This window comes from Flagellimonas okinawensis (assembly GCF_029194005.1).
GTDB classification, from domain to species: domain Bacteria; phylum Bacteroidota; class Bacteroidia; order Flavobacteriales; family Flavobacteriaceae; genus Flagellimonas; species Flagellimonas okinawensis.
Map to the genome: position 1 here is coordinate 802,920 of NZ_JARFVA010000001.1, position 24,031 is coordinate 826,950.

Sequence of the window (24,031 nt, forward strand, 5' to 3'; positions counted from 1 at the left end):
ATTTTTAGCACCTAACTTACTATGAAATGGGCAAGATTATTGCAATTGCAAACCAAAAGGGTGGTGTTGGAAAAACTACCACAACGGTAAACCTTGCAGCCTCCTTAGGTGTATTGGAAAAAAAGGTGTTATTGATTGATGCCGATCCCCAGGCCAATGCCACATCAGGATTGGGCATTGATGTAGATTCTGTTGAGAACGGAACCTATCAGCTTTTGGAACACACCATGAGTGTTGAAGAAGTAACCATAGCTACAGATTCCCCCAATGTGGATTTGGTGCCTGCGCACATCGACCTAGTGGCCATTGAAATTGAATTGGTCGACAAGGACAACAGGGAATATATGCTAAAAGAAGCCCTTAAAAATTTGGGCGACAAATACGATTTTGTACTGATTGACTGTGCTCCTTCTTTAGGATTACTCACGCTGAACGCTTTAACCGCGGCAGATTCCGTAATGATACCCATACAGTGTGAATATTTTGCCCTGGAAGGTCTTGGCAAACTATTGAATACAGTAAAAAGCGTACAAAAAATACACAATAACGATTTGGACATCGAAGGAATGCTACTTACCATGTACGATTCCAGGTTAAGACTTTCCAACCAAGTTGTTGAAGAAGTGAAAAAGCACTTCGCGGATATGGTATTCGACACCATCATCCAACGTAACGTAAGGTTAAGTGAAGCCCCCAGTTATGGCGAGAGCATTATAAAATATGATGCCAGCAGTAAAGGTGCCTCCAATTATCTTAACTTAGCCAACGAAATTTTGAAGAAAAACAAGGAGAAAGTTTAGATGGCGAAAGCAACAAAAAAACAGGCGTTGGGAAGAGGCCTGTCCGCACTATTAAAAGATCCGGACAACGATATCAAGTCAGTGTCGGACAAAAATGCGGACCAGGTAATCGGGAATGTAGTAGAGTTGGATATCAACGCCATTGAGGTAAACCCTTTTCAGCCTCGTTCCAATTTTAACGATGAAGCCCTTGAGGAACTCGCCAGTTCCATTCGAGAGTTGGGCATAATCCAACCGATCACCGTTAGAAAACTGGACTTTAACAAGTACCAGCTGGTTTCCGGTGAGCGAAGGTTCCGCGCATCCAAATTGGTGGGATTGGAGACTATCCCTGCATATATCCGTATTGCCAACGATCAAGAGTCTTTGGAAATGGCCCTTGTGGAAAACATCCAAAGACAGGATCTTGATCCCATTGAAATTGCACTTTCCTATCAACGACTGATTGATGAGATAGAGATTACGCAAGAAAAGCTAAGTGACCGCGTAGGTAAAAAACGTTCAACCATCACCAATTACCTACGTCTTTTAAAATTAGATCCAATCATTCAAACAGGAATGAGAGATGGTTTTATCAGCATGGGTCATGGTAGGGCACTTATAAACATAGACAAGAAAAAAGATCAAATTGCCATTTATGAAAAAGTGGTCTCCAACGGATTGTCCGTTAGAGCTACGGAACAATTGGTGAAAGATCATAAAGAACCAAAAAACGCTGGTTCCGACAAGAAAAAAGCCACTACTAATGTGCCCGATTTCGTTTCCAATAGCTTGGATTCCATAAAAGAACGATTAGCTACCAAAGTGGATATTACCACATCAAAAAACGGAAAAGGAAAGATTGTGATACCCTTCCACTCAGAGGAGGATTTTAAACGTATCAAAAAATTGTTGACAGGTGAATAAAAACCTTCTTTTATTGCTCTTTGCCTTTTTGTTGTTTCACTCAGGTTTTTCCCAAGAAGAAGAGGAAAACAATAAAAACGATAAACCTCAACAAACCAAAGAGGTAGATTCCATTGCCCAAAATATGGAAGGGGAAGGTGTAACTTTTGAAGAAGTCATCAAACAAAAAAGTATTAATCCTCTTGCTCCGAGCAAAGCCGCATTTTACTCAGCAATACTACCCGGTTTGGGACAGATTTATAACAAGCGTTATTGGAAGGTCCCTATAGTTTGGGGAGCTATTGGAACTGGTATCTACGCCTACTCCTACAACAATACCGAATATCGTCGGGCCAGAAATGCCTACAAGAGGAGATTGGCGGGCTTTACCGACGATGAGTTCTCCAGAGAAGATGGAACCCCCATCATTTCTGACGAGGCACTCCAAGAAGCACAGGAAAACACACAAAGGGACAGGGATTTGGCCTTGGTAATTACTATCGCACTTTACGCCCTTAATATTATAGATGCCAATGTGGACTCACATTTAAAGCAGTATAATGTTAGTGATGACCTTGCTATAGACTTTAATCCCTATTTAGATATAAATCCTTTTACCAACGAGCCAAACTACGGTATGGCCATGGTCATAAAATTTTAAAGAATGAAGATTGGTCTGTTTGGATATGGCAAAATGGGAAAGATGATTGAGCAAATTGCCCAGGATAGAGGTCATTCCATTGTAGCAAAGATTGATGACCCCTCGCAAGAAATAGATTATACATCTATGGATGTTGCCATTGATTTTAGCACACCCGAAGCAGCTTTTAATAATATTACATCCTGTTTTAAGAACAACGTACCCGTAATATGTGGCACTACAGGATGGTTGGAAAAATTCGAGGAAGCCACTGACATATGCAAGGATAACAAAAGTGCTTTTATTTATGCCTCCAACTTTAGTTTGGGTGTAAATATATTTTTTGAGCTCAATAAGCATCTTGCCAAAATGATGTCCGGTTTGGATCAGTACAATGTTTCCATGGAAGAAATCCATCACACGCAAAAGTTGGATGCTCCGAGCGGAACAGCCATTACTTTGGCCGAAGGCATTATTGAAAACACCCCTTACGAAAACTGGAAGCTGGATGAATCAAGTGATAAAACAGTTTCGATAAAATCGATCAGGGAAGGCATGGTTCCCGGAACACACAGCATATCTTACACAAGTTCCGTGGATACCATCGAAATTAAGCACGAGGCGCACAACAGGGAAGGCTTTGCTCTTGGAGCAGTAATCGCTTCGGAATGGATACAGGGAAAAACGGGTGTCTTTTCCATGAAAGATGTGTTAAACCTTAGCTAAAAAACGTAACAGAAATTTAGACCCAAAGTCTAACAAAGAAACTTTTTATATGGACGGTATTCAATGGATCATTTTTATCCTGATTATTCAAGTCATCCATTTCTTGGGAACTTGGAAGCTCTACGTTAAGGCAGGCAGAAAAGCATGGGAAGCCGCCATACCTGTGTACAACGGTATAGTTTTGATGAAAATAATTAATAGACCATGGTGGTGGGTGCTATTGTTATTTATTCCTATCATCAATTTATTGATGTTCCCGGTTGTTTGGGTGGAAACCATTCGAAGTTTTGGAAAAAATTCACTTGTAGACACTTGGTTGGTAATATTGACCCTTGGATTTTATATTTATTATATCAATTATGCCGAGGATGTTCAATACATCGAAGATCGTAGTTTAAAACCAAAAACTGGATTGGGCGAATGGGTAAGTTCCATTGTGTTTGCCATTGTTGCCGCAACATTTGTCCACACCTATTTTATTCAACCCTACGTAATTCCAACAGGATCCTTGGAGCGAACACTACGAGTTGGCGATTTTTTGTTCGTAAGCAAATTCCATTATGGCGCACGGGTACCCATGACAACCTTGGCCGCCCCAATGGTTCACGATACCCTACCTGTATTAAAAACAAGATCATATTTGGCCGATGTAAATCCGGATACGTATAAAACCTCTTGGATCAACAAACTGCAACTGCCCTACATGCGCTTGCCCGGCTTTGAAAAAGTGGAAAAAAACGACATTGTCGTATTCAGTTTACCAGCGGATACTTTGTATCAGTTTTTTAAAGCTCAGAAAGCGGTCATAAAACCCATTGATAAAAAATCCAACTATGTAAAACGGTGCGTAGGAACCCCTGGCGATTCCTTGGCAGTAATTGATGGATTCGTTTATATCAATGGCGAACAATTGACATTGTCCGATCGGGCAAAACCGATGTATGAATATAACATATATGCCGAAAAAGGAGTTTCCACTCGACTTCTTTTAAGCTTGGGAATAGATGAGTTCAGCAGAACGTATATCTCCAACACGCCATTGTCCGCCTCTCAAATTCAAATATTGAGAAGTATGGGATATGGTGTGTTTACCCAAAGTGGCACCAATGTGATCATGACGGACAGCAAAGGTATTCAACCAGAAACCATTAGAGCCGTTAGACTTTCGCTTAAAGAGATTACCGGAAGGGAGCGAAATGCCAATATGACCAATGAAATGGTGGATCAACTTAGGAAAAATGAAGCCATTGATTCTGTTGTCAAAATTATTGAACCCAAAGGTGAGTACGGAGGAGCTTTTCCCCAAAAACCAAATCTGTACCCTTGGAACAACGATAACTTTGGACCGATTTATATTCCCAAGAAAGGAACTACCGTTGAAATCAATTCCAAGACCATCCCATTGTATAAAAAGATTATTCGGGATTATGAGTACAACGATGTAAAAGTTACCGGTAACAAAGTATTGATCAATGGTGAAGAAGCAGATTCGTACACCTTTAAACAAGACTATTACTGGATGATGGGCGATAACCGCGACCATTCCGAAGATAGTAGGACTTGGGGCTATGTACCTGCAGACCATATTGTAGGTAAACCGGTTTTCCTTTGGATGAGCTTTGACAACTTTAGACAAGGAATTTCCAATTGGAGGATTCGTTGGGATCGTGTATTCACCACAGTAGGGGGTAGCGGAGAATCTGTATCGTATTTCTGGTATTTTATCGCACTATTGGCTGCATGGTTTATTTTTGATTTCTTCCGTAAGAAAAAGAAAAAAGCATAGTCAACCTTAATCATTGATTTCTTTGAAAATTCTTGTCCATCCAGCATATTTTCCAAGTATAGCAACGTATGCAGCTATAGTCCAGCATGATGTAATATGGGAAGCACACGACAATTTTCAGAAGCAGACCTATCGCAACCGTTGTTATATTTCAACTGACAAAGGCAAGCACATGCTCAATATTCCCATAAAACATGTGGGAGGTAAAGAAGGCCGTCAAAAATATTTCGATGTATCCACGGAAAACAGTTATAATTGGAAAAAGGAACATTGGCGAACATTGGAAACAGCCTACAGGACTTCTCCGTTTTTTGAGTTTTACGAAGATGAAATACGGCCGCTTTACGAGGGCTCGGATGACAACCTATTCGAGTTCAACTTAAAAACGGTGCAAGCCATTGCTGAATGCATTGGTATTCAACTTGCTGAGGAAACCACACCCACTTACCAAACCGAACCAACAAATTATACTGATGCCCGTTTTCTGGTAGAAGCCAAAAAAGAGAAGGATTGGGGTATTATGCCTTATACACAGGTTTTTGAGGAACGACATGGATTTATCCCCAACTTGAGCATCTTGGACCTGCTTTTTAACGAAGGGACGAACACGCTCAACTATTTGAAGAACTTACCTTTAGATTTAAAAAATGTATAGGCATCTGATTCATTATGGAATACATTTTTTGGTTCCAGTGATCATTGCTTTTTGTTTTTTTAAAAAGGATGGAGTAAAGGTTGCGCTAATATTATTGGCGGGAATCGTAATTGATATCGACCATCTTTGGGCAACTCCGCTATATGATCCAAATCGGTGCAGTGTTGGTTTTCATGCGTTACACAGCTACTTGGCCATATTGGTATATGCGATTTTGCCATTTTTCAAGACTACTCGAATTGTTGGTCTCGCCTTGATCTTGCACATTTTTGCAGATACCATGGACTGTTTACTCATGTGAATTTAATCTCAAAGTAGCCATAACAGGGTAATGATCGGAAAGCCGCTCATCAAAATTTTGGTGGGACAATACCTCGAAGTCTTGGTCTGCCAAAATATAGTCTATCCTCAACGGGATTTTCCATAGATCATATGTTCGGCCAAAACCACTACCCTCTTCCAAGAATGTATCCTGTAAATCCCCTTTTACAATCTTATATACATTGGAAAACTGTGTATTGTTGAAATCTCCACAAACCAAATTGGTGTGCGGACTTTTTTTAATATGTTCCCTAAAAAATTCAGCCTGCTCCAATTGTTTGGAAAATGTACTGACCAATCGTTTGTATGTTCTTTCCGATTTTTCACCATCTGAAAAATTATCGGTACTTGGTATTATGCTAAAAGACTGTAAATGTGTGTTGTAAATCCTAACAGTATCCTGATTATACACAATATCAGCATAAATAATATTATTGATGGTCCCTGGTAAATCCAATGATCCATTTCCAACAATGGGATATTTAGAGAAAATAGCCTGTATGGTCCTAGGAACAGAATAAGGCGTTTCACTCCGATAGGGATATTGTGCCAACTGTTTGTATCTTATCCGATTATGTTCCTGAATACAGATGATATCCGGGTCCTTTTCCTTTATAAACTCAATAATACTATCACCCACACCTGGTTTTTTAATCCAACCATTTTTATTAAAACCCCAAGCATTAAAAGACATTATTTTTAAGTCTGAAGATTGTGTTTCTTTGGATTCTGCGCCGTTAACTCCATAAAAGGACCCAAACATGGCATAACCAACCAAAATAGCAAACAGGGATAATAAGAAGTGTTTTCTCAATCGAAGAATCCAATAAATGAGAAATAACACATTGAATGCAAAAAGAAAAGGAACAAATAAACTCAATACGGCAAATCCAGAGACAAAAGAAAACGGCAAAAACGATATAACACCGGAAAACAAAAGCAGAAAAGCCACCAATATATTGATTGCGAAAACCGCTTTACCCCATATCGAAATTGATTTTTTCACCTTTATCAATCCTCCTTTCCAGCCTTAAACAAAAAGTCCTTTTCTTCTTTAGACAAGCTTTCATATCCCGACTTACTTATTTTATCCAAAATAGTATCGATCTTACGTTGCTTGGCCTGTTTATCGTAACCTTCCTTAATGTTAGTGGATGCCTTTTTTTTGTAAACCGTTTTTAATGGCGCCTTTTTTTCCTTGGGCTTAAAAAGTGCTATTATGGCGTTTCTAAACTTGGTGAAACCAGCCCCGATATCATTCCCTTTAAACAACTGTCGCGCATAAACATATCCCAATAATGCACCGCCCAAATGGGCCATTCCCCCGCCAATGTTCTCCCCCATTCCTATTAGCACCAAATCCTTGACTACCAGGGCGGCGCCTATGTACCAAAGCTTGATATTAAAAAAGATAACCCTGACCTCTTGGTTCGGGAGATAGGCGCAAACAAAAATCAGTACCGCATTGACACCTGCAGATGCTCCGATAAGGGCGGCATTGGAGTTGACCAAAGTCGGGAATACATTATAACTAAGTAGAAACACCAGTCCACCCAACATCAAACCCAAAAAATAGACATTGATGAAGCGTTGGGAATCAAAAAGGTTCAAGAAGATTCTACTGGCAAAATAGAGAACGAGCATATTCCAAAAAATATGTCCAAATCCTGAGTGAAAGAAAGAATACGTTATCAGCGACCAAGGTTGTGATAAAAACTCGAAAAAATCCTTTGGCAAATGGAACCAATGGGCGAACGATTGCCCGAACAAGGCCCTAGAAAGTCCGTCCACCAAAAATATAAGTACATTGACGACAATCAGCTTTTCCGCAATGCTAAGTCTTGCAAATTGATATCGTAGTCCGCCACTCATCATATATTAATCCCATCGATTATTGTTGAACTGGTTCCTTTTCCAGTACCACATAATTATAAATCCTGTAATTGCCCCACCAACGTGAGCCATGTAAGCCGTATTACTAGGGCTAAAAAACGATTGGCCCGTAATTGCCGAAATAACATCCAATAGTATGATTCCTGGTATAAAATATTTAGCCTTTATTGGAATCGGCAAAAATATCAACATTAATTTCGCTTCTGGGTTCATCATGCCGAAAGCCGCCAAAACACCCATTATACAACCCGATGCACCGACCATACTAGCATAATAAATTTGAGCGTATTCGGGCATAACCGCTCTCACGGTAGATACCTGAACTTCACTCAATCCATCTATCAACCGATTAGAAGACATCATGTCCAATATTTGTTGATTTGAAAGTCCAGTACTTAGCATTTCCGCTTGGGCCGGTAAAAAATTGAAATAATAATACCCCAATTGGAACAGCACTGCTCCTAGACCTGCTGAAAAATAAACAAATAGAAAACGATTTTTGCCCAAAACTCGTTCAACGGGGGTTCCGAACATCCAAAGTGCAAACATATTAAATGCAATGTGCATAAAACCGCCATGCATGAACATATGGGTAATTATTTGCCAGGTTTTAAAGTTCTCACTTTCCGGAAACCAAAGTGCCAACCATTGGTACAGTTGCTCTCCATAAATTTGAGTGGCAAAAAACAAGATCACGTTAATGATCAATAAATGCTTTACTGCCTCGGTCATTCTACCCATCTAATTGAATTTTTTATCGATATCTCCCTCGGAGATAATGGTGTACGTTATTTTTTGAAAAGGACTCAAGTCAGGTTCCTTACATGCAAATAGGTTGTTGACCAGCATTAATTGCGACTCGGCATCAAGAACATCACCGGTACGCACCGCAAGATTTCTACTTAGTGCCTTTGCCAACATTTCGGCCTGCGAAATGGAACCATCGCCATAGCCCTCCATATAATCCGCAATCAAGCGATCCAATACCGTGCCGATCCCACTTTCTGGGACCATCATGGGTACTCCTGTCACTTTTACAGTTTCGTGTTCCAAACTCTCAAATATAAAACCAATGTTTGTCAGACTTTCATGGATTTCCTGTAACACAGTCAACTCTTGCTTATTAAAGTTCAATTCCAATGGAAAAAGCAACTGTTGGCTCACGCCTTCTTTAACGGTGATCTCTCCCAAAAACTTTTCAAAAAGAATCCGTTCATGGGCTCTATTTTGATGGATGACAAGCATTCCGGATTTTACGGTACTCACTACATACTTACGTCTCAACTGAAATGTGCTCGCTAAATGCTCCTCTATCCCTTCACCGGAATATAAGGTACCCTGCTCCTCACTTTCAGATTCGATTACCACACTACTGAACTCTTGGTGCTCGTTCTGGCTCCCAAGTCCCTCGTACAGGTCTTCCCATCCTTTAGAACTTTGCTTACGGAAATTACTGCCCGATCCGCCCTTTCTTGCCGTTGTTGCCTCTTCAAACGGATTAAAACTGGCGTCTACGGTAACTTTTGGGATTACAGCACCTTTCTCTTTATAAGCATAGGGTGTGTCCAAATTGGGATCATGATCAAAATCCAACACTGGGGCCACATTGAATTGTCCCAAGCTATGTTTTATGGTAGAACGTAAAATTGCATAAAGGGTATTCTCATCATCAAACTTGACCTCGGTTTTGGTCGGATGAATATTGATATCTATGGAAGCAGGATCTACATCCAGGAACAAAAAATAACCTGGATAGGTTTCGGACTTGATCAAACCTTCAAAAGCAGCGACCACAGCATGATGCAAATATGGACTTTTAATATATCGGTTATTGGCAAAAAAGAACTGTTCACCCCTACTCTTTTTGGCATATTCTGGCTTACAGATAAATCCTGATACCTTAACCACGTCGGTCTCTTCCGTTACCGGCACCAAACGATGTTCCATCTTACTGCCAAAAATATGCACGATCCTCTGCCGGTGCTTTGCACTGGGTAGATTGAATATTTCCGATCCGTTGTTATAAAAATGAAATTCAACATTCGGGTGCACCATGGCCACGCGATGAAACTCATCGGTGATATGGCGAAGTTCCACTTGATTGGACTTTAAAAAATTACGCCTAGCGGGAATATTGAAAAAAAGATTTTTTACTGATATGGAAGTCCCCTTTGGTGTGGCCACCACTTCTTGGGAAACTATTTTGCTCCCTTCAATCTTAAGATGTGTCCCTACTTCGCTCGCAGCAGTTCGTGTTTGCATATCCACATGGGCAATAGCGGCTATTGAGGCTAGAGCTTCACCACGAAAACCTTTGGTTTCCAAATTGAACAAATCTTGGGCCGAGGATATTTTGGAGGTAGCATGACGCTCGAAAGACAAACGGGCATCCGTTTCGCTCATACCACTACCATCGTCCACTACTTGAATAAGCGTTTTACCGCCGTCCTTTATAATCAATTTAATGGAAGAAGCACCGGCATCTATGGCATTTTCCATTAGTTCCTTTACTACAGAAGCTGGCCGTTGCACCACTTCCCCTGCTGCTATCTGATTAGCGACATGGTCCGGTAAAAGTTTAATGATGTCCGCCATTATGGATTCAGGAATATTGATAGATCAAAATCGATGATAAAAAGGAACACCAACACCAATACTGCCACTATGATCCAGAACCGAAGTTTTAAATTTTTATCCCCTTCGGTCTGTAGATCGTCCATTGCAGAGGTGAACTTATTTTTGAGACCCCTGGTAGACTGTGCCGTTGTTCTAAATTTATCTAATTTATGCTCAATTTTATAAGGATTCCCCTCACCCTTATAATATCTGGGAGAGTAATCGAAGCTCTTATTTTTCCTAAGTTTTAAGGGGTTTCGCATGATATCCTTGTAGCTATTACCTCAAAGGTACTCAAATTAGGAAAAAAGGTTTGGGGGATAGTCCCAAAAAATGTTAACAACCCATATATGGATGATTGGATTGTTGGATTGTTGTATTGTAAGAGTAACTCAATTTGAACTTGCGCTAAAGATTGAGCTTTATTTCGTTACGTAGGCTTACTTGCCCAACATAGCCATTTGTATGGCAACGATGGCAGCCTCGGTTCCTTTGTTTCCATGCTTGCCACCACTTCTTGCCCTGGATTGTTCGATATTATCGTCGGTAAGCACACAGAAAATCACGGGAACATCATAATTAACGTTTAAATCCTTGATGCCTTGGGCCGTTGCACTGCAAACAAAATCAAAATGACTGGTTTCTCCACGAATAACACTGCCAATAGCAACTATGGCATCAACTTCTTCCGTTTGAATCATTTTTTTACAACCAAAAGTCAGTTCAAAACTGCCCGGAACGTTCCATCGTATCACATTTTCTGGAAGGGCCCCGCAATCCAAAAGAGCTTCTTCCGCACCCTTGTAAAGGGCCTCTGTAATTTCATCGTTCCATTCAGAAACAACAATCCCAAACCGAAGATCCTTCGCGTTTGGGACTGTATTTTTATCGTAAACGGATAAGTTTTTATTCTCTGTGGCCATATTTTAGTTTTGCGCCAAACCAATTAGGGCGTCAACACTATTGGCTTCTTGTGAGTTGGGATATTCCTCTTTGATTCGCTCAAAATATCCTAACGCTTTACTTTTTTCGCCCAAGTCCAAGGCTACAACTCCTGCTTTGTACAAAAATCTAGGAGCTGTGAATTCATTATCACTGTGTGAAACCGCTTTCTCATAATAGTCCAGAGCGTCTTCCGACTGGTTCAATTGAGAAAATGCATCCCCGATTCCACCTTTGGCCATAGCACCCATTATGTCATCATCAGAAGTAAAACCTTCCAAATGTTCAATGGCTTGGTCATATTGCTTCAAGTTCAGATAAGTCATACCAGCAGAATACTTGGCCAAGTTGGCCGCTTTTGTTCCACTGTACTCTTCAATAATATCCAAAAAGCCATATTTACCTTGGGCACCGTTCAATGCCAGTGTGAACAACGAATCCTTCTCGGTTTCACTAACCAAGGCTTGATCAAAATATTGTTGCGGGTAAAATAGTTCGTTTGCTGCGGAAGCTTCTTTTGGATTCTGTATAAATTGGTGGTAGCCCAAGTAGGCCAGTACACCGATTGCAACGACTCCAATTACGCCCAAAATGTAGTTTTGGTTCTTTTGAACCCACTCTTCGGTCTTGGAAGCACCTTCGTCCAAAGTATTGAATACTTCAGCCGTAGTACTGTCGTGTTCTTCTATCTGAGCTTCCTCCTCCTTATTTTTTGGCTTAAAGCCTCTCTTCTTGTATGTTGCCATCCGTCATTTAATTGGTCGCGCAAAAATAAAGTTTTTATCCAAAACCAAAAGCTAATTTATTCGTTATTTTTGGAATCCCTCAAAAGAAGGGCAACCTTTTAAACCCATTTTGTTTCTCTAATTTTTTATGTTTTTAAGACATTTATCTTTAGTCAATTACAAAAATTTTGATTCCAAGACCCTGGATTTCGACCCTGTGATCAACTGTTTGGTTGGTGACAATGGCGTAGGAAAGACCAATGTTTTGGACTCTATCTACCATTTATGCTTTGGCAAAAGTTACTTTAACCCGGTATCTACCCAAAACATAAAACACGGCACCGATTTTTTTGTGATCGAAGGGGAATTTGAGAAGAACAATAGGACGGAAAAAATTCTATGTTCTTTTAAAAAAGGAACTAAAAAAGTGATCAAACGCAATGGTAAACCTTACGAAAAGTTTTCCGAGCACATTGGTTTTTTGCCCTTGGTGATCATTTCACCGTCCGATCGTGATCTAATTCTTGAGGGTAGCGACACCCGAAGAAAATTTATGGACGGGGTAATCTCGCAATCGGACAAGGTCTATCTGCAAAACCTCATCAAATACAACAAGGTGGTATCCCAACGGAACTCTCTTTTAAAATATTTTGCAGCCAACCGCACTTTTGACTCCGATACCTTGAGCATTTACAACGAACAAATGAATACCTTGGGAACGGCAATACACCAAAAAAGGGTTGATTTTATTGATTCCTTTTTGCCAATTTTCAAAGAACAGTATCATCATATTTCGGAGAAGGACGAGCAAATTGACCTTGCCTACGAAAGTCAATTGAGCGACGACAATCTTTTAGATCTCCTGAAAAGTAATATTGAGAAAGACAGAGCCTTGCAATATACTTCCGTTGGTGTTCACAAGGATGACCTCAGCTTTACGATTGCAGGCCATCCCATCAAAAAATTTGGCAGCCAAGGCCAGCAAAAATCCTTTTTGATCGCTCTAAAACTGGCGCAATTCCATTTCATCAAACAAATGGCGGATACTACTCCCATTCTATTGTTGGATGATATTTTTGACAAGTTAGATGAGAACCGTGTATCCCATATTGTGGGACTGGTCAAAGATGATAATTTTGGTCAGATCTTCATAAGCGACACACATGCCGACCGAACGGAAAATGTAGTTAAAAACATTCATCAGAGTTATAAAATATTTACCTTGTAGGAACATGAAACGCATTCTTCCCCTTTTATTGATTTTATTGTTATGGAGCTGTAAAGATTCTTCCATAACTGAAAAAGATTTGACCTATTTGAACGGTTATTGGGAAATATCAGAAGTGGAATTCCCTGATGGATTCACCAAAGAATACGGATTAAATCCCAGTATTGATTTTATTCAATTGAAAGAGAAAAAAGGCTATCGAAAAAAAATGAAACCCCAGTTCGATGGCTCATATGACACCTCCAATGATGTTGAAAATTTTGAAGTTTCGCAAATCAATGAAACCTATACACTTCGTTACAAAAGTGAGTTCAGCGAATGGGAAGAAAAGTTGGTTGCTTTGGATTCGGTGTCCTTTGCTGTAACCAACCAAGAAGGTGTCACCTACAAATACAAGAGATTTGAACCTATAAAAATACCACAGTAATGGCCAAACGACACAGTTCCCATATTCCGCTGAGCGAAGCACTGAGCGAATTCATCCAAGAGAACAAGCTGCAAAAAGGCATGGACAAGGTGGATGCCAGAGAAGCATGGGTAAAACTGATGGGCAATGGGGTCAACAACTATACATCCGCCGTTGAGCTAAAAAATGAAACACTTTACGTATCACTCAACTCTTCTGTATTGCGAGAAGAATTGAGTTTGGGAAAAACCAAGATCATTAAAATGATCAATGAGGAACTGGGCAAGGAATTGGTGAAAAAATTGGTTTTGCGATAACTCGACATCATGCTGAACTTGTTTCAGCATCTCATCAATAATCGGTTGGGTATCATTTGACACAAATTCAACGAATGGCCGCGAATACCTTTCCTGGTCATTCTGAGCTGGTGCGCTGAACGGAGTCGAAGTGAAGCGAAGAATCTTTGATCTTGAACTTAAATCCTTCCCTTTTATTAGCTTTTGAAATAGAGATTCTTCAGTCACATGCTCCTTCAGAATGACAAATCTGCAAAACCATTGCTGAAATTCCGTGACAAGTACGGAACAAATAAAAAAGCCACCCAAAAAGGTGGCTTTTTTTTATCAATATCTTGTAGCTAGACTAGTAGATTTCCCTTCCTGAAAAGTGGAACGCTCCTTCGATAGCAGCATTTTCATCGCTATCCGAACCGTGTACGGCATTTTCACCGATACTGGCAGCATACAATTTTCTGATGGTACCTTCTGCAGCTTCTTCTGGGTTTGTTGCCCCGATCAAAGCACGAAAATCATCAACAGCGTTGTCCTTCTCCAAAATGGCCGCAACAATAGGACCTCTTGTCATGAACTCTACCAACTCGCCAAAAAATGGACGTTCTTTGTGGATGGCATAGAATATTTCGGCATCCCTCTTGCTCAATTGTGTGTACTTCATGGCCACAATCTTAAATCCAGCAGCCGTAATTTTATCCAAAATTGCACCGATGTGTCCGTTTTCTACAGCATCAGGCTTAATCATGGTAAATGTTCTATTTCCAGTCATTTTTTAAATTTTGCGCAAACTTAAGCTTTTTAAATCAAGGTACAAGGCTCAATAGCTTTGTTTTAACTCTTGCAACACTTCGCCGTTGTCTCCCATTATCTTAAATTCTGCTTCCTTATCCTTTATATTTAGGTTGATAATACCATAACTCTTATCTGAAACCACCTCACCTACACGATGTTTATTAGGTTCACCGCTAAAGCTAAAATAAGAATGGGTAAGTCCACTGCTGGTAAAATCCACCAAAGGATACGATAAGCCATGGACCTCCGCTCTGGAGAATTCGGAAATATGTCGGTCACCTGATAAAATGATCACACCTTTTGCCCCTGATTGGGTTATCGTTTGCTCCAATTTTTCCACTTCCAAAGGAAAATTGCCCCAAGTTTCGAAACCATGCTCTCCGGATAAAACCTGAATACTGGACATAATCAAATTAAAATCCGCATCGGAGCCATTAAGCTCGTTCTCCAACCATTTCCATTGCACTTCACCCAGCACGGTAGCTGTAGAGTCCATGGTAGGCTTATAGCGTTTGTTGGAATCTTCATCTTCTATGAGATCGCTCCTAAAATAGCGGGTATCCAAAACGATTACTTTTATCTTGCCCTCGGGCACTTCGTAATCGTGGGAAGCATAAACCCCCTCTTGTGACCGTCTTTCACTATCCTGGGGCACTCTCATAAAATCCAAAAACACTTGTTGGCTTTCAGCTTTAATAGCAAAATCCGAACCTCCATCGTTCACACCAAAATCATGATCGTCCCATGTTCCTATTATCGGCACCTCATTTCTTAACTTGTTGTATCCGGCCACGGTATCCTGCATGGCATAAATAGACCTTAATCGATCAACATCGTCTGTATCCGCATAAACAATATCCCCTCCCCAAATCCAGACATCGGGGTTCTCTTGCAGAATATCATCCCAAAACGGATTCGGTTCTTGCGACATATTGCACGAGCCAAAGGCTACAACAAAATCTGGTACTGATTGCTCCTCTGCCACCGTGGTTTTCTGCTCTTTATTTTTACAAGCTGAAAACAGAACCACTGCGACCAAGAAAATATTAAAATGCTTCATGATGTATTTTTACAGATCCAAAAATAAGGATAAACCAAGTTACCTCTATATTATATTATTGTATATTTGGCCGCATGAATTCAGCGGATATCACGACAGTAAAGTCGATTCTTTCCCAACCTCAGAAGATAGCAATCATCCCTCATAGAAATCCAGATGGGGACGCCATGGGATCCTGTTTGGCACTTTATGGTTTTTTAAAGGCAAAGGGGCATACCGTGCATGTGGTAGCTCCGAACGACTATCCAAAATTCCTGAAATGGATGCCGGGAAATGATACGGTAATCAATTTTGAAAGGGAAAACCCAAAAGCCAAAGAAATCATTGAAGGAGCTTCCCTAATTTTCACCTTGGATTTTAACGACCTATCCCGTGTTGGTCAAATGGAAACAAGTTTGCAAGAAGCAGCGGCAGATTTCATTATGATCGATCACCACCAACAGCCAAGCGACTATGCCAAGGTGACCTACTCTGATGTTTCCATGAGTTCTACCTGTGAAATGGTGTATAATTTTATTGCTTTCTTAGGGGAAACCGATTTGATTGATGCCGATATGGCCACAAACCTGTACACGGGCATTATGACGGATACGGGCTCCTTTAAATACCGTTCCACATCGAGCAAAACACATCGAGTGGTGGCCGATTTAATAGACAAGGGAGCAGACAACATGGCCATCCACCAAGAGGTGTTCGACACCAATTCCCCTTCCCGTTTGCACTTGTTGGGCGTAGCTTTGAGCAACATGGTAATTCTACCGGAATATAAAACCGCATACATTACATTAACGCAAGATGAACTGGACCAATACGATTTTAAGAAGGGAGATACAGAAGGTTTCGTTAATTACGGTTTAACTTTGGAAGGGATTATTTTTGCCCTCATATTTATAGAAAACCGTGAAGAGGGCATTATAAAGATTTCCTTGCGATCCATCGGGGATTTTTCGGTTAACGAATTTGCAAGAGAGCATTTTAATGGTGGAGGACACAATAATGCGGCCGGAGGAAGAAGTGAAATGAGCATGGAAGATACCATTGCCTATTTCAATGGAATTTTGAAAAATTATAAAGATAAATTGAACCCATGAGATTTGTTGGAGTCATACTATTGGCAGTAATCATTGTGAGTTGCGGTGGCCCTGAGCCAAGAAAACCAGTAGAGGTTAAGACGGGCAGTTTTTACAAAGAATCCATAGAGCGGACCAAACAATTATTGGCAGAAGAGGAAAAAGCGATTCAGGAGATTATTTCCAAAGACACAGTTCACGAATACCTATCAAGTCCAAATGGATTCTGGTATTATTTCGAGACCAAAAACGATACAGCTAGCTATCTGCCCAAAACCGGTGATCAAATTTTATTTACCTACAATTTGATGAGCATGAATGGAGACACCATTTATACGGCCGAAGAAATTGGGCCAACATCCCATGTGATCGACAAGCAACAGTTGTTCCCCGGACTCCAAAATGCGGTAAAGCTTTTAAAAATAAACGAGAAAGCCACCTTTTTGTTTCCATCTCCCGTAGCTTACGGATACCAAGGAGACAATAAAGCCATCGGTCCAAAAACACCTATTCAATCATCTGTAGAATTACACACAATCATAATAGATAACGACAGTTTAAACTAAAAAAAGTAAACATGAAGAAATCACTTTATATCATTCCGCTTTTGTTGCTCTTTGTTTTGGGGTGCAAATCGAGCAAATATGCCGATTTGGGCGATGGTATTTTTGCGGATATCCAAACCACTAAGGGAGATATCATTATTCAATTGGAATACAAAAAAACTCCGGTGACCGTGGCCAACTTTGTTTCTTTGGCAGAGGGCAACAACCCATTTGTTAGTGATGAATACAAAGAAAAGAAGTTTTACGACGGTATCATTTTTCACAGGGTCATCAAAGATTTTATGATTCAGGGAGGAGATCCAACCGGAACAGGAAGCGGCAGCATTGGTTACACCTTTAAAGATGAGTTCAACGATTCTTTGAGGCACTCCAAAAAAGGACTTCTATCTATGGCAAACAGAGGACCAAAAACAAATAGCAGTCAATTTTTTATCACCCATGCCCCTACCCCTTGGCTCGATGACAAACACACCATTTTTGGCGAGGTAGTTGCCGGAATGGATGTAGTGGATACCATTGCCAATGTTAAAACCGGGCAAAGGGATAAACCGACAACTGACATTGTTATGGATCATGTAGAAATTATTCGCAATGGCAAAGAAGCCAGACAATTTGATGCTGTTCAAATTATGAGCGATTATTTCGAAGAAGCTAAAGCAGCCGAGGAAGCATTCATTAAAATGAAAGAGGATTTGGCCGCACAATTTACCGAACAGATCAATGAAGCGGAAGAAACAGCTAGCGGACTGCGTATCCTTAAATTGAAAGAAGGAGATGGGGAACAACCTAAAATTGGTCAAAAAGCATTGGTAAACTATGCAGGCTGGTTGTTCAATGGAGATCTTTTTGATAGTAATATTGAAGAAGTAGCCATCCAATTCAACCAATTGAACCCTGGCAGAAGAGACCAAGGCGGGTACCAACCATTCCCGATGGATTATAGCCCTGATGCACAATTGGCGGCAGGATTCCGTGAAGGTTTGTTGACCATGAAGGTCGGTGACAAAGTACGTTTGTTCATTCCACCCCACTTAGGGTATGGAGACAACGACTACGGACCTATTCCAGGTGGTTCAACTTTGGTTTTCGATGTGGAAATAGTCGGAGTCCAATAATAAAACTCAAATGAACAAACATAAAAAAGCCGTACTTTTCCGTGCGGCTTTTTTTATGTTCAATTTTCACAACGCTTTTATTTTTTGATGGGACAGAAAACCAAGACCATTATCGCCTTTGCGCTACCCCTACAAATTATACTGGTACTTTGGGCCGGTAGCTACCCCAACTTTATCGAAAACTATTATAGCAACGGTGTATACCCATACATTTCAGGCTTTTTAAGAATTCTTTTGGGCTGGATTCCCTTTTCCTTTGGTGATTTGATCTATACCACTTTGGTGATTTTAGCCATTAGATATGTATACAAACACTGGAAACGCATTAAACAAAAACCGCTTTATTTCATAAAGGATATTGCAGTTGCTCTATCCATCGTTTATTTTTCCTTTCATCTATTGTGGGGCCTGAATTATCATCGCCAACCTATAACTTGGAAGCTAAATATTCAAAATGAATACACGGTTGATGAGTTGGTGGAATTGACCCAGCATATCGTCGAAAAATCAAATCAATATCAGCAGCAGCTCACTGGAGATACCATTTTACCTGTACACATTCCCTATGCGAAAAAAGAAATCTTTGCCAAAACTGAAGAAGCTTATGAAAATTTTGCGCATCAATTTCCCGATTTCAAATACGAGCATCGTAGCTTAAAATCCTCCATTTATAGTGTACCCCTAACTTTTATGGGATATGGAGGCTACCTTAACCCATTTACCAACGAAGCACAAGTGAACGGAGTAACACCTAAATTCAGGTTGCCAACGGTCAGCGGTCACGAAGTCGCACATCAATTGGGTTACTCGGCGGAAGGGGCCACTAATTTCATAGGTTTTTTGGTTACATCACAAAGCAACGACCCTTATTTTAAATACTCTGCATACAACCATGCATTGGGCTATTGCCTAGCGGACCTTTACCAAAAAGATGAGGCAAAATACAATCAAGTTGTGATGACCATTAATCAGGGGGTGAAAGAAAATTTTAATGAATTGCGAAAATTTTGGGAAAAATATGAGAACCCATTGGAACCCATATTTAAATCCGTGTTCAACACTTTTTTAAAGGCAAACAACCAAAAGGACGGCATCAAAAGTTACAATGCTGTCGTGGGCTATATGGTGAACTACCAAAAACAGCATTCGAGTCAACTTTGAAACTTGCGGAGTCCTTTCACAAAGGTTATCTTTAAACCGACTAATTCAATTCAAACCTTATGAAAATTAAACTTTTAGCACTGTTTCTATTCATGGGCAGTGTTTCTTTGTTTGCACAGGATTATTTCCCCATAAATGATGGTGTAAAGGCAAAGAAGAACAACAATTACACGGCATTTACCAATGCCAAGATTTATGTTACCCCCACTCAAGTAATCAATAACGGTACTTTGCTTATCCAAAATGGCAAAGTAGTACAGGTGGGCAAATCAGTTAACATTCCAAAAAATGCTATCGTTGAGGATATGAGTGGTAAATCCATCTATCCATCATTTATAGATGTATTTTCTGGATTTGGTGTAAAACTACCAGAAAGAGCTAGTGGAGGAGGCAGATCTGCACAATATGGCCCATCTAGAGAAGGGTTCTATTGGAACGATCACATTATGCCAGAAAACGACGCCATAAACAGTTTTTCCTATGATGCCAAAAAGGCAAAAGAGTTGAGAAATGCTGGTTTCGGTACAATCAACGCACATATCGAAGATGGCATTGCCAGAGGAACGGGTCTATTGGTTACTTTGAACGATGATGCTTCCGAAGCACAACGAATCCTTTCCGACAAATCGGCACAATATTTTTCTTTTGAAAAAAGTCGTGCATCCAGACAATCCTATCCAGGGTCCCTAATGGGCTCCATGGCTTTGATGCGTCAAGTGTATTACGATATGGATTGGTACAATAAGGGTAATGTGGACACCAAAGACCGTTCCTTGGAAGCCCTTATTAAAAACCAAGGGTTAACGCAGATTTATGCGGCTGGCGACAACGGAAATGTATTGAGAGCTGATAAAATTGGCGACCTTTTTGGAATTCAGTATACTATTTTGGCCGGAGGAGATGAATACGAACGTATTGATGAAATCAAAGCGACCAACGCCAAATTGATTTTGCCCATTAACTTCCCAGATGCGTTCGACGTTTCCAATCCTTACCAAGCAAAATATATTGCCTTAAAAGATATGAGGCATTGGAACCTAGCTCCATCCAATCCAAAAGTATTGGCAGACAATGGTGTGGAGTTTTCCATTACATTGCATGGGCTTAAATCCCCAAAAGATTTAAAAGGAAATATCATGAAAGCCATCACTTATGGTCTTTCAGAAACAAAAGCACTTGAAGCCTTAACAACGATTCCGGCATCCATTTTAGGAAAATCAGATGAAATAGGATCTCTTCAACCAGGTAGCCAAGCCAATTTCTTGATTACATCGGGCGATATTTTTGACAAGGGAACCACCCTTTACGAAAACTGGGTTCAAGGAAACAAGAATATTGTGGAGAGCATGGACGTAATCGACATTCGTGGCGACTATGATCTTGCCATTAATGGTACAACATACAAAGTATCTTTGACCGGCAGTGCCGATAAGCCAAAAGCGGAGATCAAAAAAGGTGATGAAAAAATAGATTCCAAAATAGATTACTCATCCGATTGGTTAAATATTTCCTTCAGCGAGGACAATGTTGGTTCTTTCCGAATGGTAGCACAGGTCTTGCCCGGTTTTAAAACCATAAAAGGAAATGTTGTTCTACCAAACGGCAACGAAACTTCGGCAAGTATGACCAAGACCTCACCTTTCGAAGAAAAATCCAAAGAAGAGGAAGCTGTAGAAAAACCAGAACTTATGGCCGTGACATATCCAAATGTCGGTTTTGGCTATAAGGAAAAACCAAAACAGGAAAGTATCCTTTTCAAGAATGCTACAGTTTGGACAGGTGAGACCATTTTGGAAAACACAGATGTACTGATTAAAAATGGAAAAATTTCCAAAGTGGGTAAAGATTTACGTGCAGGTGGTGCCACGGTTGTAGATGCTACCGGCAAACACTTAACCGCAGGTATTATAGACGAGCACACCCATATTGCCGCTCTTTCCATAAACGAAGGTGGCCATAACTCCTCTGCCGAAGTGCGCATGGAAGATGTTATCGATCCTAAAGACGTAGCGATTTACCGTGATTTGGCAGGTGGTGTAACCTCTGCTCAATTGCTTCATGGTTCTGCCAATCCAATAGGTGGCCAATCGGCGGTAATGAGATTAAAATGGGGCGAAAGTGCCCAAAACATGGTATTCGAAAACTCTCCCAAATTCATCAAGTTTGCCTTGGGTGAAAACGTAAAACAATCCAACTGGGGCAGTTATTCCAGGTTTCCACAAACAAGAATGGGTGTTGAACAAGTCTACACGGATTACTTCCAAAGAGCCAAGGAATACGATGAAAAGAAAAAGAGCGGACAGCCATACCGACATGATGAGGAGATGGAAACATTGGCCGAAATTTTGAACGGAGAACGATTCATTTCTTGCCACTCCTATGTACAGAGTGAAATCAACATGATGATGAAAGTCGCTGAGAAATTCGATTTCCGCGTAAACACCTTTACCCATATTTTGGAAGGTTACAAAGTAGCCGACAAGATGGCCGAACATGGTGTTGGTGGTGGAACATTTAGTGATTGGTGGGCCTATAAGTACGAGGTAAACGATGCTATACCGTACAATGCAGCAATTATGACCAGTCAAGGTGTTACCGTTGCCATAAACAGTGATGATGCCGAAATGTCCAGAAGATTGAACCAAGAAGCTGGTAAGACTGTAAAATATGGAGGTATGTCAGAAATTGAAGCTTGGAAAATGGTAACATTGAACCCGGCTAAATTACTTCATTTGGATGACAGAGTTGGTAGTATTGAAGAAGGTAAAGATGCTGATGTTGTTCTTTGGACCGACCACCCGTTGTCTGTTTATGCAAAAGCTGAAAAAACCCTAATAGAGGGCAAAGTGTATTTCGACTTGGAAAAAGACAAGCAGCTAAGGGAGTCCATCAAAAAGGAACGTAATCAGTTGATTGGAATGATGTTGAACGAGAACAAGAAGGGTGGTAAATCCAGAACTCCTGTTCAGAGCAAGAAACAAGAGTTTAATTGTGACACCCTTTAAAAAAATAGACCATGAAAAGAATATTTTTAATCATAGCAATTGTTTTTGGGGTTTCAACAAACGCACAACAAACCCCGGCACCACCTCAATCCGAACAGATTGCCATTATTGGAGCTACGGCACATATTGGGAATGGAGAGGTCATAGAGAACTGTACCATTATTTTTAAAGATGGAAAAATCACGGCCATTGGAGCAGATCTAATGGCACCGACCATCGGGACCATGATCAATGCCGAGGGCAAACACGTATACCCAGGGTTTATCGCTCCTTCCAAATCCCTTGGTTTGGTAGAAGTGGATGCGGTCAGGGCCAGTGACGACCAAGATGAGATTGGTGAAATGATTCCACATGTGCGATCCTTGATCGCTTACAACGCAGAGTCCAAAGTAGTGGAAAGTATGCGTCCAAATGGCGTTCTCATTGGACAGGTCACCCCTGTTGGCGGTACTATTTCCGGAACTTCCAGCATTGTACAATTCGATGCATGGAACTGGGAAGATGCAGCCGTAAAAACAGACGATGGCATTCACATGAATTGGCCAAACTTCTTTAGAAGAGGTCGTTGGTGGATGGGCGAAGAACGAGGCTTCATCCCAAACAAGGATTATGGAAAAGAAATGAACGACATTAAAATGTTTTTCCAAAATTCGATAGCCTACGGAAAGGCTTCCGAAAAAGAGAAAAACCTTCCTTTTGCTGCCATGCAAGGTTTGTTCGATGGGTCACAACGACTTTATATCCACGCTGATGGGGAAAAAGAAATGACCGACGGCGTAACTTTGGCCAAAGAAATGGGCGTTAAAAACGTGGTAATCGTTGGCGGATACCGTGCCAATAAAATTGTGGACTTGCTAAAAGAACATAATGTACCGGTTTTGGTAGAGCGCACACATTCACTTCCAAGTTTTGAAGACGATGATTACGACATTACCTACAAACTGCCAAAATTATTGGTAGATGCAGGATTATTGGTAGGATTGCAAAACGAGGAAGCTGCAAATTTCCAGACCAGAAACCTTGCCTTTTACGCCGGTCAAACGGTCGCACAAGGGTTGGATAAGGAAACCGCTCTAAAATTGATTACTGGAAACACAGCAAAAATCCTTGGCATAGATGATATGTACGGAACTTTGGAAGAGGGCAAAAGCGCAACGCTTTTTATCTCTGAAGGTGATGCCTTGGACATGAGGACCAACCAATTGACCAAAGCTTACATCGATGGTAGGGATGTTTCCTTGGAAACACACCAGACCGAACTTTGGAAAAGGTACATGGGCAAATATGAAAGAGAAAAACAAGGACAATAGAGTTATTGATCCGACCATTTAAAAAAGGCGCTCCAT

The 24,031-nt window shown here is 40.6% G+C and carries 26 protein-coding genes; 17 read left to right on the forward strand and 9 right to left on the reverse strand.

The window, feature by feature from the left end; translation table 11 throughout:
* The first annotated feature begins 26 nt into the window (after window positions 1-26).
* From PY091_RS03775 to PY091_RS03805, 7 genes are read left to right on the forward strand one after another with little or no spacing between them, the layout of a single operon-like run.
* Window positions 27-800, forward strand: a complete 774-nt coding sequence (locus PY091_RS03775; RefSeq protein WP_166248660.1) for a ParA family protein — start codon at window positions 27-29, stop codon at window positions 798-800.
* Window positions 801-1,706 (forward strand): ParB/RepB/Spo0J family partition protein, encoded by a 906-nt coding sequence (locus PY091_RS03780; RefSeq protein ID WP_275648370.1) that lies wholly within the window; start codon window positions 801-803, stop codon window positions 1,704-1,706.
* On the forward strand, window positions 1,699-2,346 hold the full coding sequence (locus PY091_RS03785; protein ID WP_275648371.1) for a DUF5683 domain-containing protein: 648 nt from the start codon (window positions 1,699-1,701) through the stop codon (window positions 2,344-2,346). The genes PY091_RS03780 and PY091_RS03785 overlap by 8 nt, the downstream gene beginning before the upstream one ends.
* 3 nt (window positions 2,347-2,349) lie before the next feature.
* Complete coding sequence (dapB, locus tag PY091_RS03790; protein ID WP_275648372.1) at window positions 2,350-3,051, forward strand: 4-hydroxy-tetrahydrodipicolinate reductase; 702 nt, start codon at window positions 2,350-2,352, stop codon at window positions 3,049-3,051.
* Between the two features lie 49 nt (window positions 3,052-3,100).
* The gene (gene lepB, locus PY091_RS03795; RefSeq protein ID WP_275648373.1) at window positions 3,101-4,837 is read left to right on the forward strand and encodes a signal peptidase I; all 1,737 of its coding nucleotides are present in this window, start codon (window positions 3,101-3,103) and stop codon (window positions 4,835-4,837) included.
* A gap of 22 nt (window positions 4,838-4,859) precedes the next feature.
* Window positions 4,860-5,492: a WbqC family protein gene (locus tag PY091_RS03800; protein ID WP_275648374.1), complete on the forward strand. Its 633-nt coding sequence runs from the start codon at window positions 4,860-4,862 to the stop codon at window positions 5,490-5,492.
* On the forward strand, window positions 5,485-5,793 hold the full coding sequence (locus tag PY091_RS03805; RefSeq protein ID WP_275648375.1) for a DUF6122 family protein: 309 nt from the start codon (window positions 5,485-5,487) through the stop codon (window positions 5,791-5,793). The genes PY091_RS03800 and PY091_RS03805 overlap by 8 nt, the downstream gene beginning before the upstream one ends.
* Here the strand turns inward: PY091_RS03805 and PY091_RS03810 are convergent.
* The gene (locus PY091_RS03810; RefSeq protein WP_313790373.1) at window positions 5,782-6,576 is read right to left on the reverse strand and encodes an endonuclease/exonuclease/phosphatase family protein; all 795 of its coding nucleotides are present in this window, start codon (window positions 6,574-6,576) and stop codon (window positions 5,782-5,784) included. The genes PY091_RS03805 and PY091_RS03810 overlap by 12 nt on opposite strands.
* Before the next feature lie 67 nt (window positions 6,577-6,643).
* On the opposite strand from PY091_RS03810, the gene PY091_RS03815 reads away from it, so the two are divergent.
* Window positions 6,644-6,847: a hypothetical protein gene (locus PY091_RS03815; protein WP_275648376.1), complete on the forward strand. Its 204-nt coding sequence runs from the start codon at window positions 6,644-6,646 to the stop codon at window positions 6,845-6,847.
* Here the strand turns inward: PY091_RS03815 and PY091_RS03820 are convergent.
* From PY091_RS03820 to PY091_RS03845, 6 genes are all read right to left on the reverse strand, one after another.
* On the reverse strand, window positions 6,825-7,688 hold the full coding sequence (locus tag PY091_RS03820; protein ID WP_275648377.1) for a rhomboid family intramembrane serine protease: 864 nt from the start codon (window positions 7,686-7,688) through the stop codon (window positions 6,825-6,827). The two genes, PY091_RS03815 and PY091_RS03820, sit on opposite strands and share 23 nt — an antisense overlap.
* 3 nt (window positions 7,689-7,691) lie before the next feature.
* The gene (locus PY091_RS03825) at window positions 7,692-8,447 is read right to left on the reverse strand and encodes a rhomboid family intramembrane serine protease (protein ID WP_275648378.1); all 756 of its coding nucleotides are present in this window, start codon (window positions 8,445-8,447) and stop codon (window positions 7,692-7,694) included.
* Window positions 8,448-10,301, reverse strand: coding sequence for a DNA mismatch repair endonuclease MutL (gene mutL / locus PY091_RS03830; RefSeq protein ID WP_275648379.1), 1,854 nt, complete (start codon window positions 10,299-10,301; stop codon window positions 8,448-8,450).
* Window positions 10,301-10,585: a riboflavin synthase subunit beta gene (locus PY091_RS03835; RefSeq protein ID WP_275648380.1), complete on the reverse strand. Its 285-nt coding sequence runs from the start codon at window positions 10,583-10,585 to the stop codon at window positions 10,301-10,303. Before PY091_RS03835 ends, mutL begins: the two co-directional genes overlap by 1 nt.
* Window positions 10,586-10,762: 177 nt before the next feature.
* Window positions 10,763-11,245: a 6,7-dimethyl-8-ribityllumazine synthase gene (gene ribH / locus PY091_RS03840; protein WP_275648381.1), complete on the reverse strand. Its 483-nt coding sequence runs from the start codon at window positions 11,243-11,245 to the stop codon at window positions 10,763-10,765.
* A 3-nt stretch (window positions 11,246-11,248) separates the two neighbouring features.
* A complete protein-coding gene (locus PY091_RS03845; protein ID WP_275648382.1) occupies window positions 11,249-12,010 on the reverse strand; it encodes a tetratricopeptide repeat protein in 762 nt (253 codons plus the stop codon).
* A 127-nt stretch (window positions 12,011-12,137) separates the two neighbouring features.
* Here PY091_RS03845 and recF point away from each other — a divergent pair, with 127 nt between their 5' ends.
* From recF to PY091_RS03860, 3 genes are read left to right on the forward strand one after another with little or no spacing between them, the layout of a single operon-like run.
* Entirely contained in the window at window positions 12,138-13,217 is a 1,080-nt protein-coding gene (gene recF / locus PY091_RS03850) for a DNA replication/repair protein RecF (protein ID WP_275648383.1), read from the forward strand.
* A 4-nt stretch (window positions 13,218-13,221) separates the two neighbouring features.
* On the forward strand, window positions 13,222-13,644 hold the full coding sequence (locus tag PY091_RS03855) for a hypothetical protein (protein WP_275648384.1): 423 nt from the start codon (window positions 13,222-13,224) through the stop codon (window positions 13,642-13,644).
* Entirely contained in the window at window positions 13,644-13,940 is a 297-nt protein-coding gene (locus PY091_RS03860) for a DciA family protein (RefSeq protein WP_275648385.1), read from the forward strand. The genes PY091_RS03855 and PY091_RS03860 overlap by 1 nt, the downstream gene beginning before the upstream one ends.
* A 325-nt stretch (window positions 13,941-14,265) precedes the next feature.
* Here PY091_RS03860 and PY091_RS03865 read toward each other — a convergent pair whose 3' ends face one another.
* Together PY091_RS03865 and PY091_RS03870 are read right to left on the reverse strand one after the other, a co-directional pair.
* A complete protein-coding gene (locus tag PY091_RS03865; RefSeq protein ID WP_275648386.1) occupies window positions 14,266-14,685 on the reverse strand; it encodes a nucleoside-diphosphate kinase in 420 nt (139 codons plus the stop codon).
* A gap of 48 nt (window positions 14,686-14,733) precedes the next feature.
* Window positions 14,734-15,768 carry an alkaline phosphatase D family protein gene (locus PY091_RS03870; RefSeq protein WP_275648387.1) on the reverse strand — a complete coding sequence of 345 codons (1,035 nt, stop codon included), beginning with the start codon at window positions 15,766-15,768 and terminating at the stop codon, window positions 14,734-14,736.
* Between the two features lie 74 nt (window positions 15,769-15,842).
* Here PY091_RS03870 and PY091_RS03875 point away from each other — a divergent pair, with 74 nt between their 5' ends.
* The 6 genes from PY091_RS03875 (at window position 15,843) to PY091_RS03900 (ending at window position 23,995) form a co-directional block, all read left to right on the forward strand.
* Window positions 15,843-16,859: a DHH family phosphoesterase gene (locus tag PY091_RS03875; protein ID WP_275648388.1), complete on the forward strand. Its 1,017-nt coding sequence runs from the start codon at window positions 15,843-15,845 to the stop codon at window positions 16,857-16,859.
* On the forward strand, window positions 16,856-17,404 hold the full coding sequence (gldI, locus tag PY091_RS03880; protein ID WP_275648389.1) for a gliding motility-associated peptidyl-prolyl isomerase GldI: 549 nt from the start codon (window positions 16,856-16,858) through the stop codon (window positions 17,402-17,404). The genes PY091_RS03875 and gldI overlap by 4 nt, the downstream gene beginning before the upstream one ends.
* 11 nt (window positions 17,405-17,415) lie before the next feature.
* Window positions 17,416-18,519, forward strand: a complete 1,104-nt coding sequence (locus PY091_RS03885; RefSeq protein WP_275648390.1) for a peptidylprolyl isomerase — start codon at window positions 17,416-17,418, stop codon at window positions 18,517-18,519.
* Window positions 18,520-18,606: 87 nt separating this feature from the next.
* Entirely contained in the window at window positions 18,607-19,680 is a 1,074-nt protein-coding gene (locus tag PY091_RS03890) for a DUF3810 domain-containing protein (protein ID WP_275648391.1), read from the forward strand.
* Between the two features lie 59 nt (window positions 19,681-19,739).
* Complete coding sequence (locus tag PY091_RS03895) at window positions 19,740-22,685, forward strand: amidohydrolase family protein (protein ID WP_275648392.1); 2,946 nt, start codon at window positions 19,740-19,742, stop codon at window positions 22,683-22,685.
* 11 nt (window positions 22,686-22,696) lie between these two features.
* A complete protein-coding gene (locus PY091_RS03900) occupies window positions 22,697-23,995 on the forward strand; it encodes an amidohydrolase family protein (protein WP_275648393.1) in 1,299 nt (432 codons plus the stop codon).
* The last annotated feature ends 36 nt before the right edge of the window (window positions 23,996-24,031 follow it).

Bases quoted from the DNA above. Each gene is read 5' to 3' on its own strand.
- PY091_RS03875 (WP_275648388.1), top strand. From the start codon at position 15,843: ATGAATTCAGCGGATATCACGACAGTAAAGTCGATTCTTTCCCAACCT.
- PY091_RS03845 (WP_275648382.1), bottom strand. From the start codon at position 12,010: ATGGCAACATACAAGAAGAGAGGCTTTAAGCCAAAAAATAAGGAGGAG.
- mutL (WP_275648379.1), bottom strand. From the start codon at position 10,301: ATGGCGGACATCATTAAACTTTTACCGGACCATGTCGCTAATCAGATA.
- PY091_RS03870 (WP_275648387.1), bottom strand. From the start codon at position 15,768: ATGAAGCATTTTAATATTTTCTTGGTCGCAGTGGTTCTGTTTTCAGCT.
- recF (WP_275648383.1), top strand. From the start codon at position 12,138: ATGTTTTTAAGACATTTATCTTTAGTCAATTACAAAAATTTTGATTCC.
- PY091_RS03775 (WP_166248660.1), top strand. From the start codon at position 27: ATGGGCAAGATTATTGCAATTGCAAACCAAAAGGGTGGTGTTGGAAAA.
- lepB (WP_275648373.1), top strand. From the start codon at position 3,101: ATGGACGGTATTCAATGGATCATTTTTATCCTGATTATTCAAGTCATC.
- PY091_RS03865 (WP_275648386.1), bottom strand. From the start codon at position 14,685: ATGACTGGAAATAGAACATTTACCATGATTAAGCCTGATGCTGTAGAA.
- gldI (WP_275648389.1), top strand. From the start codon at position 16,856: ATGAGATTTGTTGGAGTCATACTATTGGCAGTAATCATTGTGAGTTGC.
- PY091_RS03895 (WP_275648392.1), top strand. From the start codon at position 19,740: ATGAAAATTAAACTTTTAGCACTGTTTCTATTCATGGGCAGTGTTTCT.
- PY091_RS03820 (WP_275648377.1), bottom strand. From the start codon at position 7,688: ATGATGAGTGGCGGACTACGATATCAATTTGCAAGACTTAGCATTGCG.
- ribH (WP_275648381.1), bottom strand. From the start codon at position 11,245: ATGGCCACAGAGAATAAAAACTTATCCGTTTACGATAAAAATACAGTC.
- PY091_RS03855 (WP_275648384.1), top strand. From the start codon at position 13,222: ATGAAACGCATTCTTCCCCTTTTATTGATTTTATTGTTATGGAGCTGT.
- dapB (WP_275648372.1), top strand. From the start codon at position 2,350: ATGAAGATTGGTCTGTTTGGATATGGCAAAATGGGAAAGATGATTGAG.
- PY091_RS03780 (WP_275648370.1), top strand. From the start codon at position 801: ATGGCGAAAGCAACAAAAAAACAGGCGTTGGGAAGAGGCCTGTCCGCA.
- PY091_RS03885 (WP_275648390.1), top strand. From the start codon at position 17,416: ATGAAGAAATCACTTTATATCATTCCGCTTTTGTTGCTCTTTGTTTTG.
- PY091_RS03835 (WP_275648380.1), bottom strand. From the start codon at position 10,585: ATGCGAAACCCCTTAAAACTTAGGAAAAATAAGAGCTTCGATTACTCT.
- PY091_RS03890 (WP_275648391.1), top strand. From the start codon at position 18,607: ATGGGACAGAAAACCAAGACCATTATCGCCTTTGCGCTACCCCTACAA.
- PY091_RS03815 (WP_275648376.1), top strand. From the start codon at position 6,644: ATGAGAAATAACACATTGAATGCAAAAAGAAAAGGAACAAATAAACTC.
- PY091_RS03825 (WP_275648378.1), bottom strand. From the start codon at position 8,447: ATGGGTAGAATGACCGAGGCAGTAAAGCATTTATTGATCATTAACGTG.
- PY091_RS03900 (WP_275648393.1), top strand. From the start codon at position 22,697: ATGAAAAGAATATTTTTAATCATAGCAATTGTTTTTGGGGTTTCAACA.
- PY091_RS03860 (WP_275648385.1), top strand. From the start codon at position 13,644: ATGGCCAAACGACACAGTTCCCATATTCCGCTGAGCGAAGCACTGAGC.
- PY091_RS03805 (WP_275648375.1), top strand. From the start codon at position 5,485: ATGTATAGGCATCTGATTCATTATGGAATACATTTTTTGGTTCCAGTG.
- PY091_RS03810 (WP_313790373.1), bottom strand. From the start codon at position 6,576: ATGTTTGGGTCCTTTTATGGAGTTAACGGCGCAGAATCCAAAGAAACA.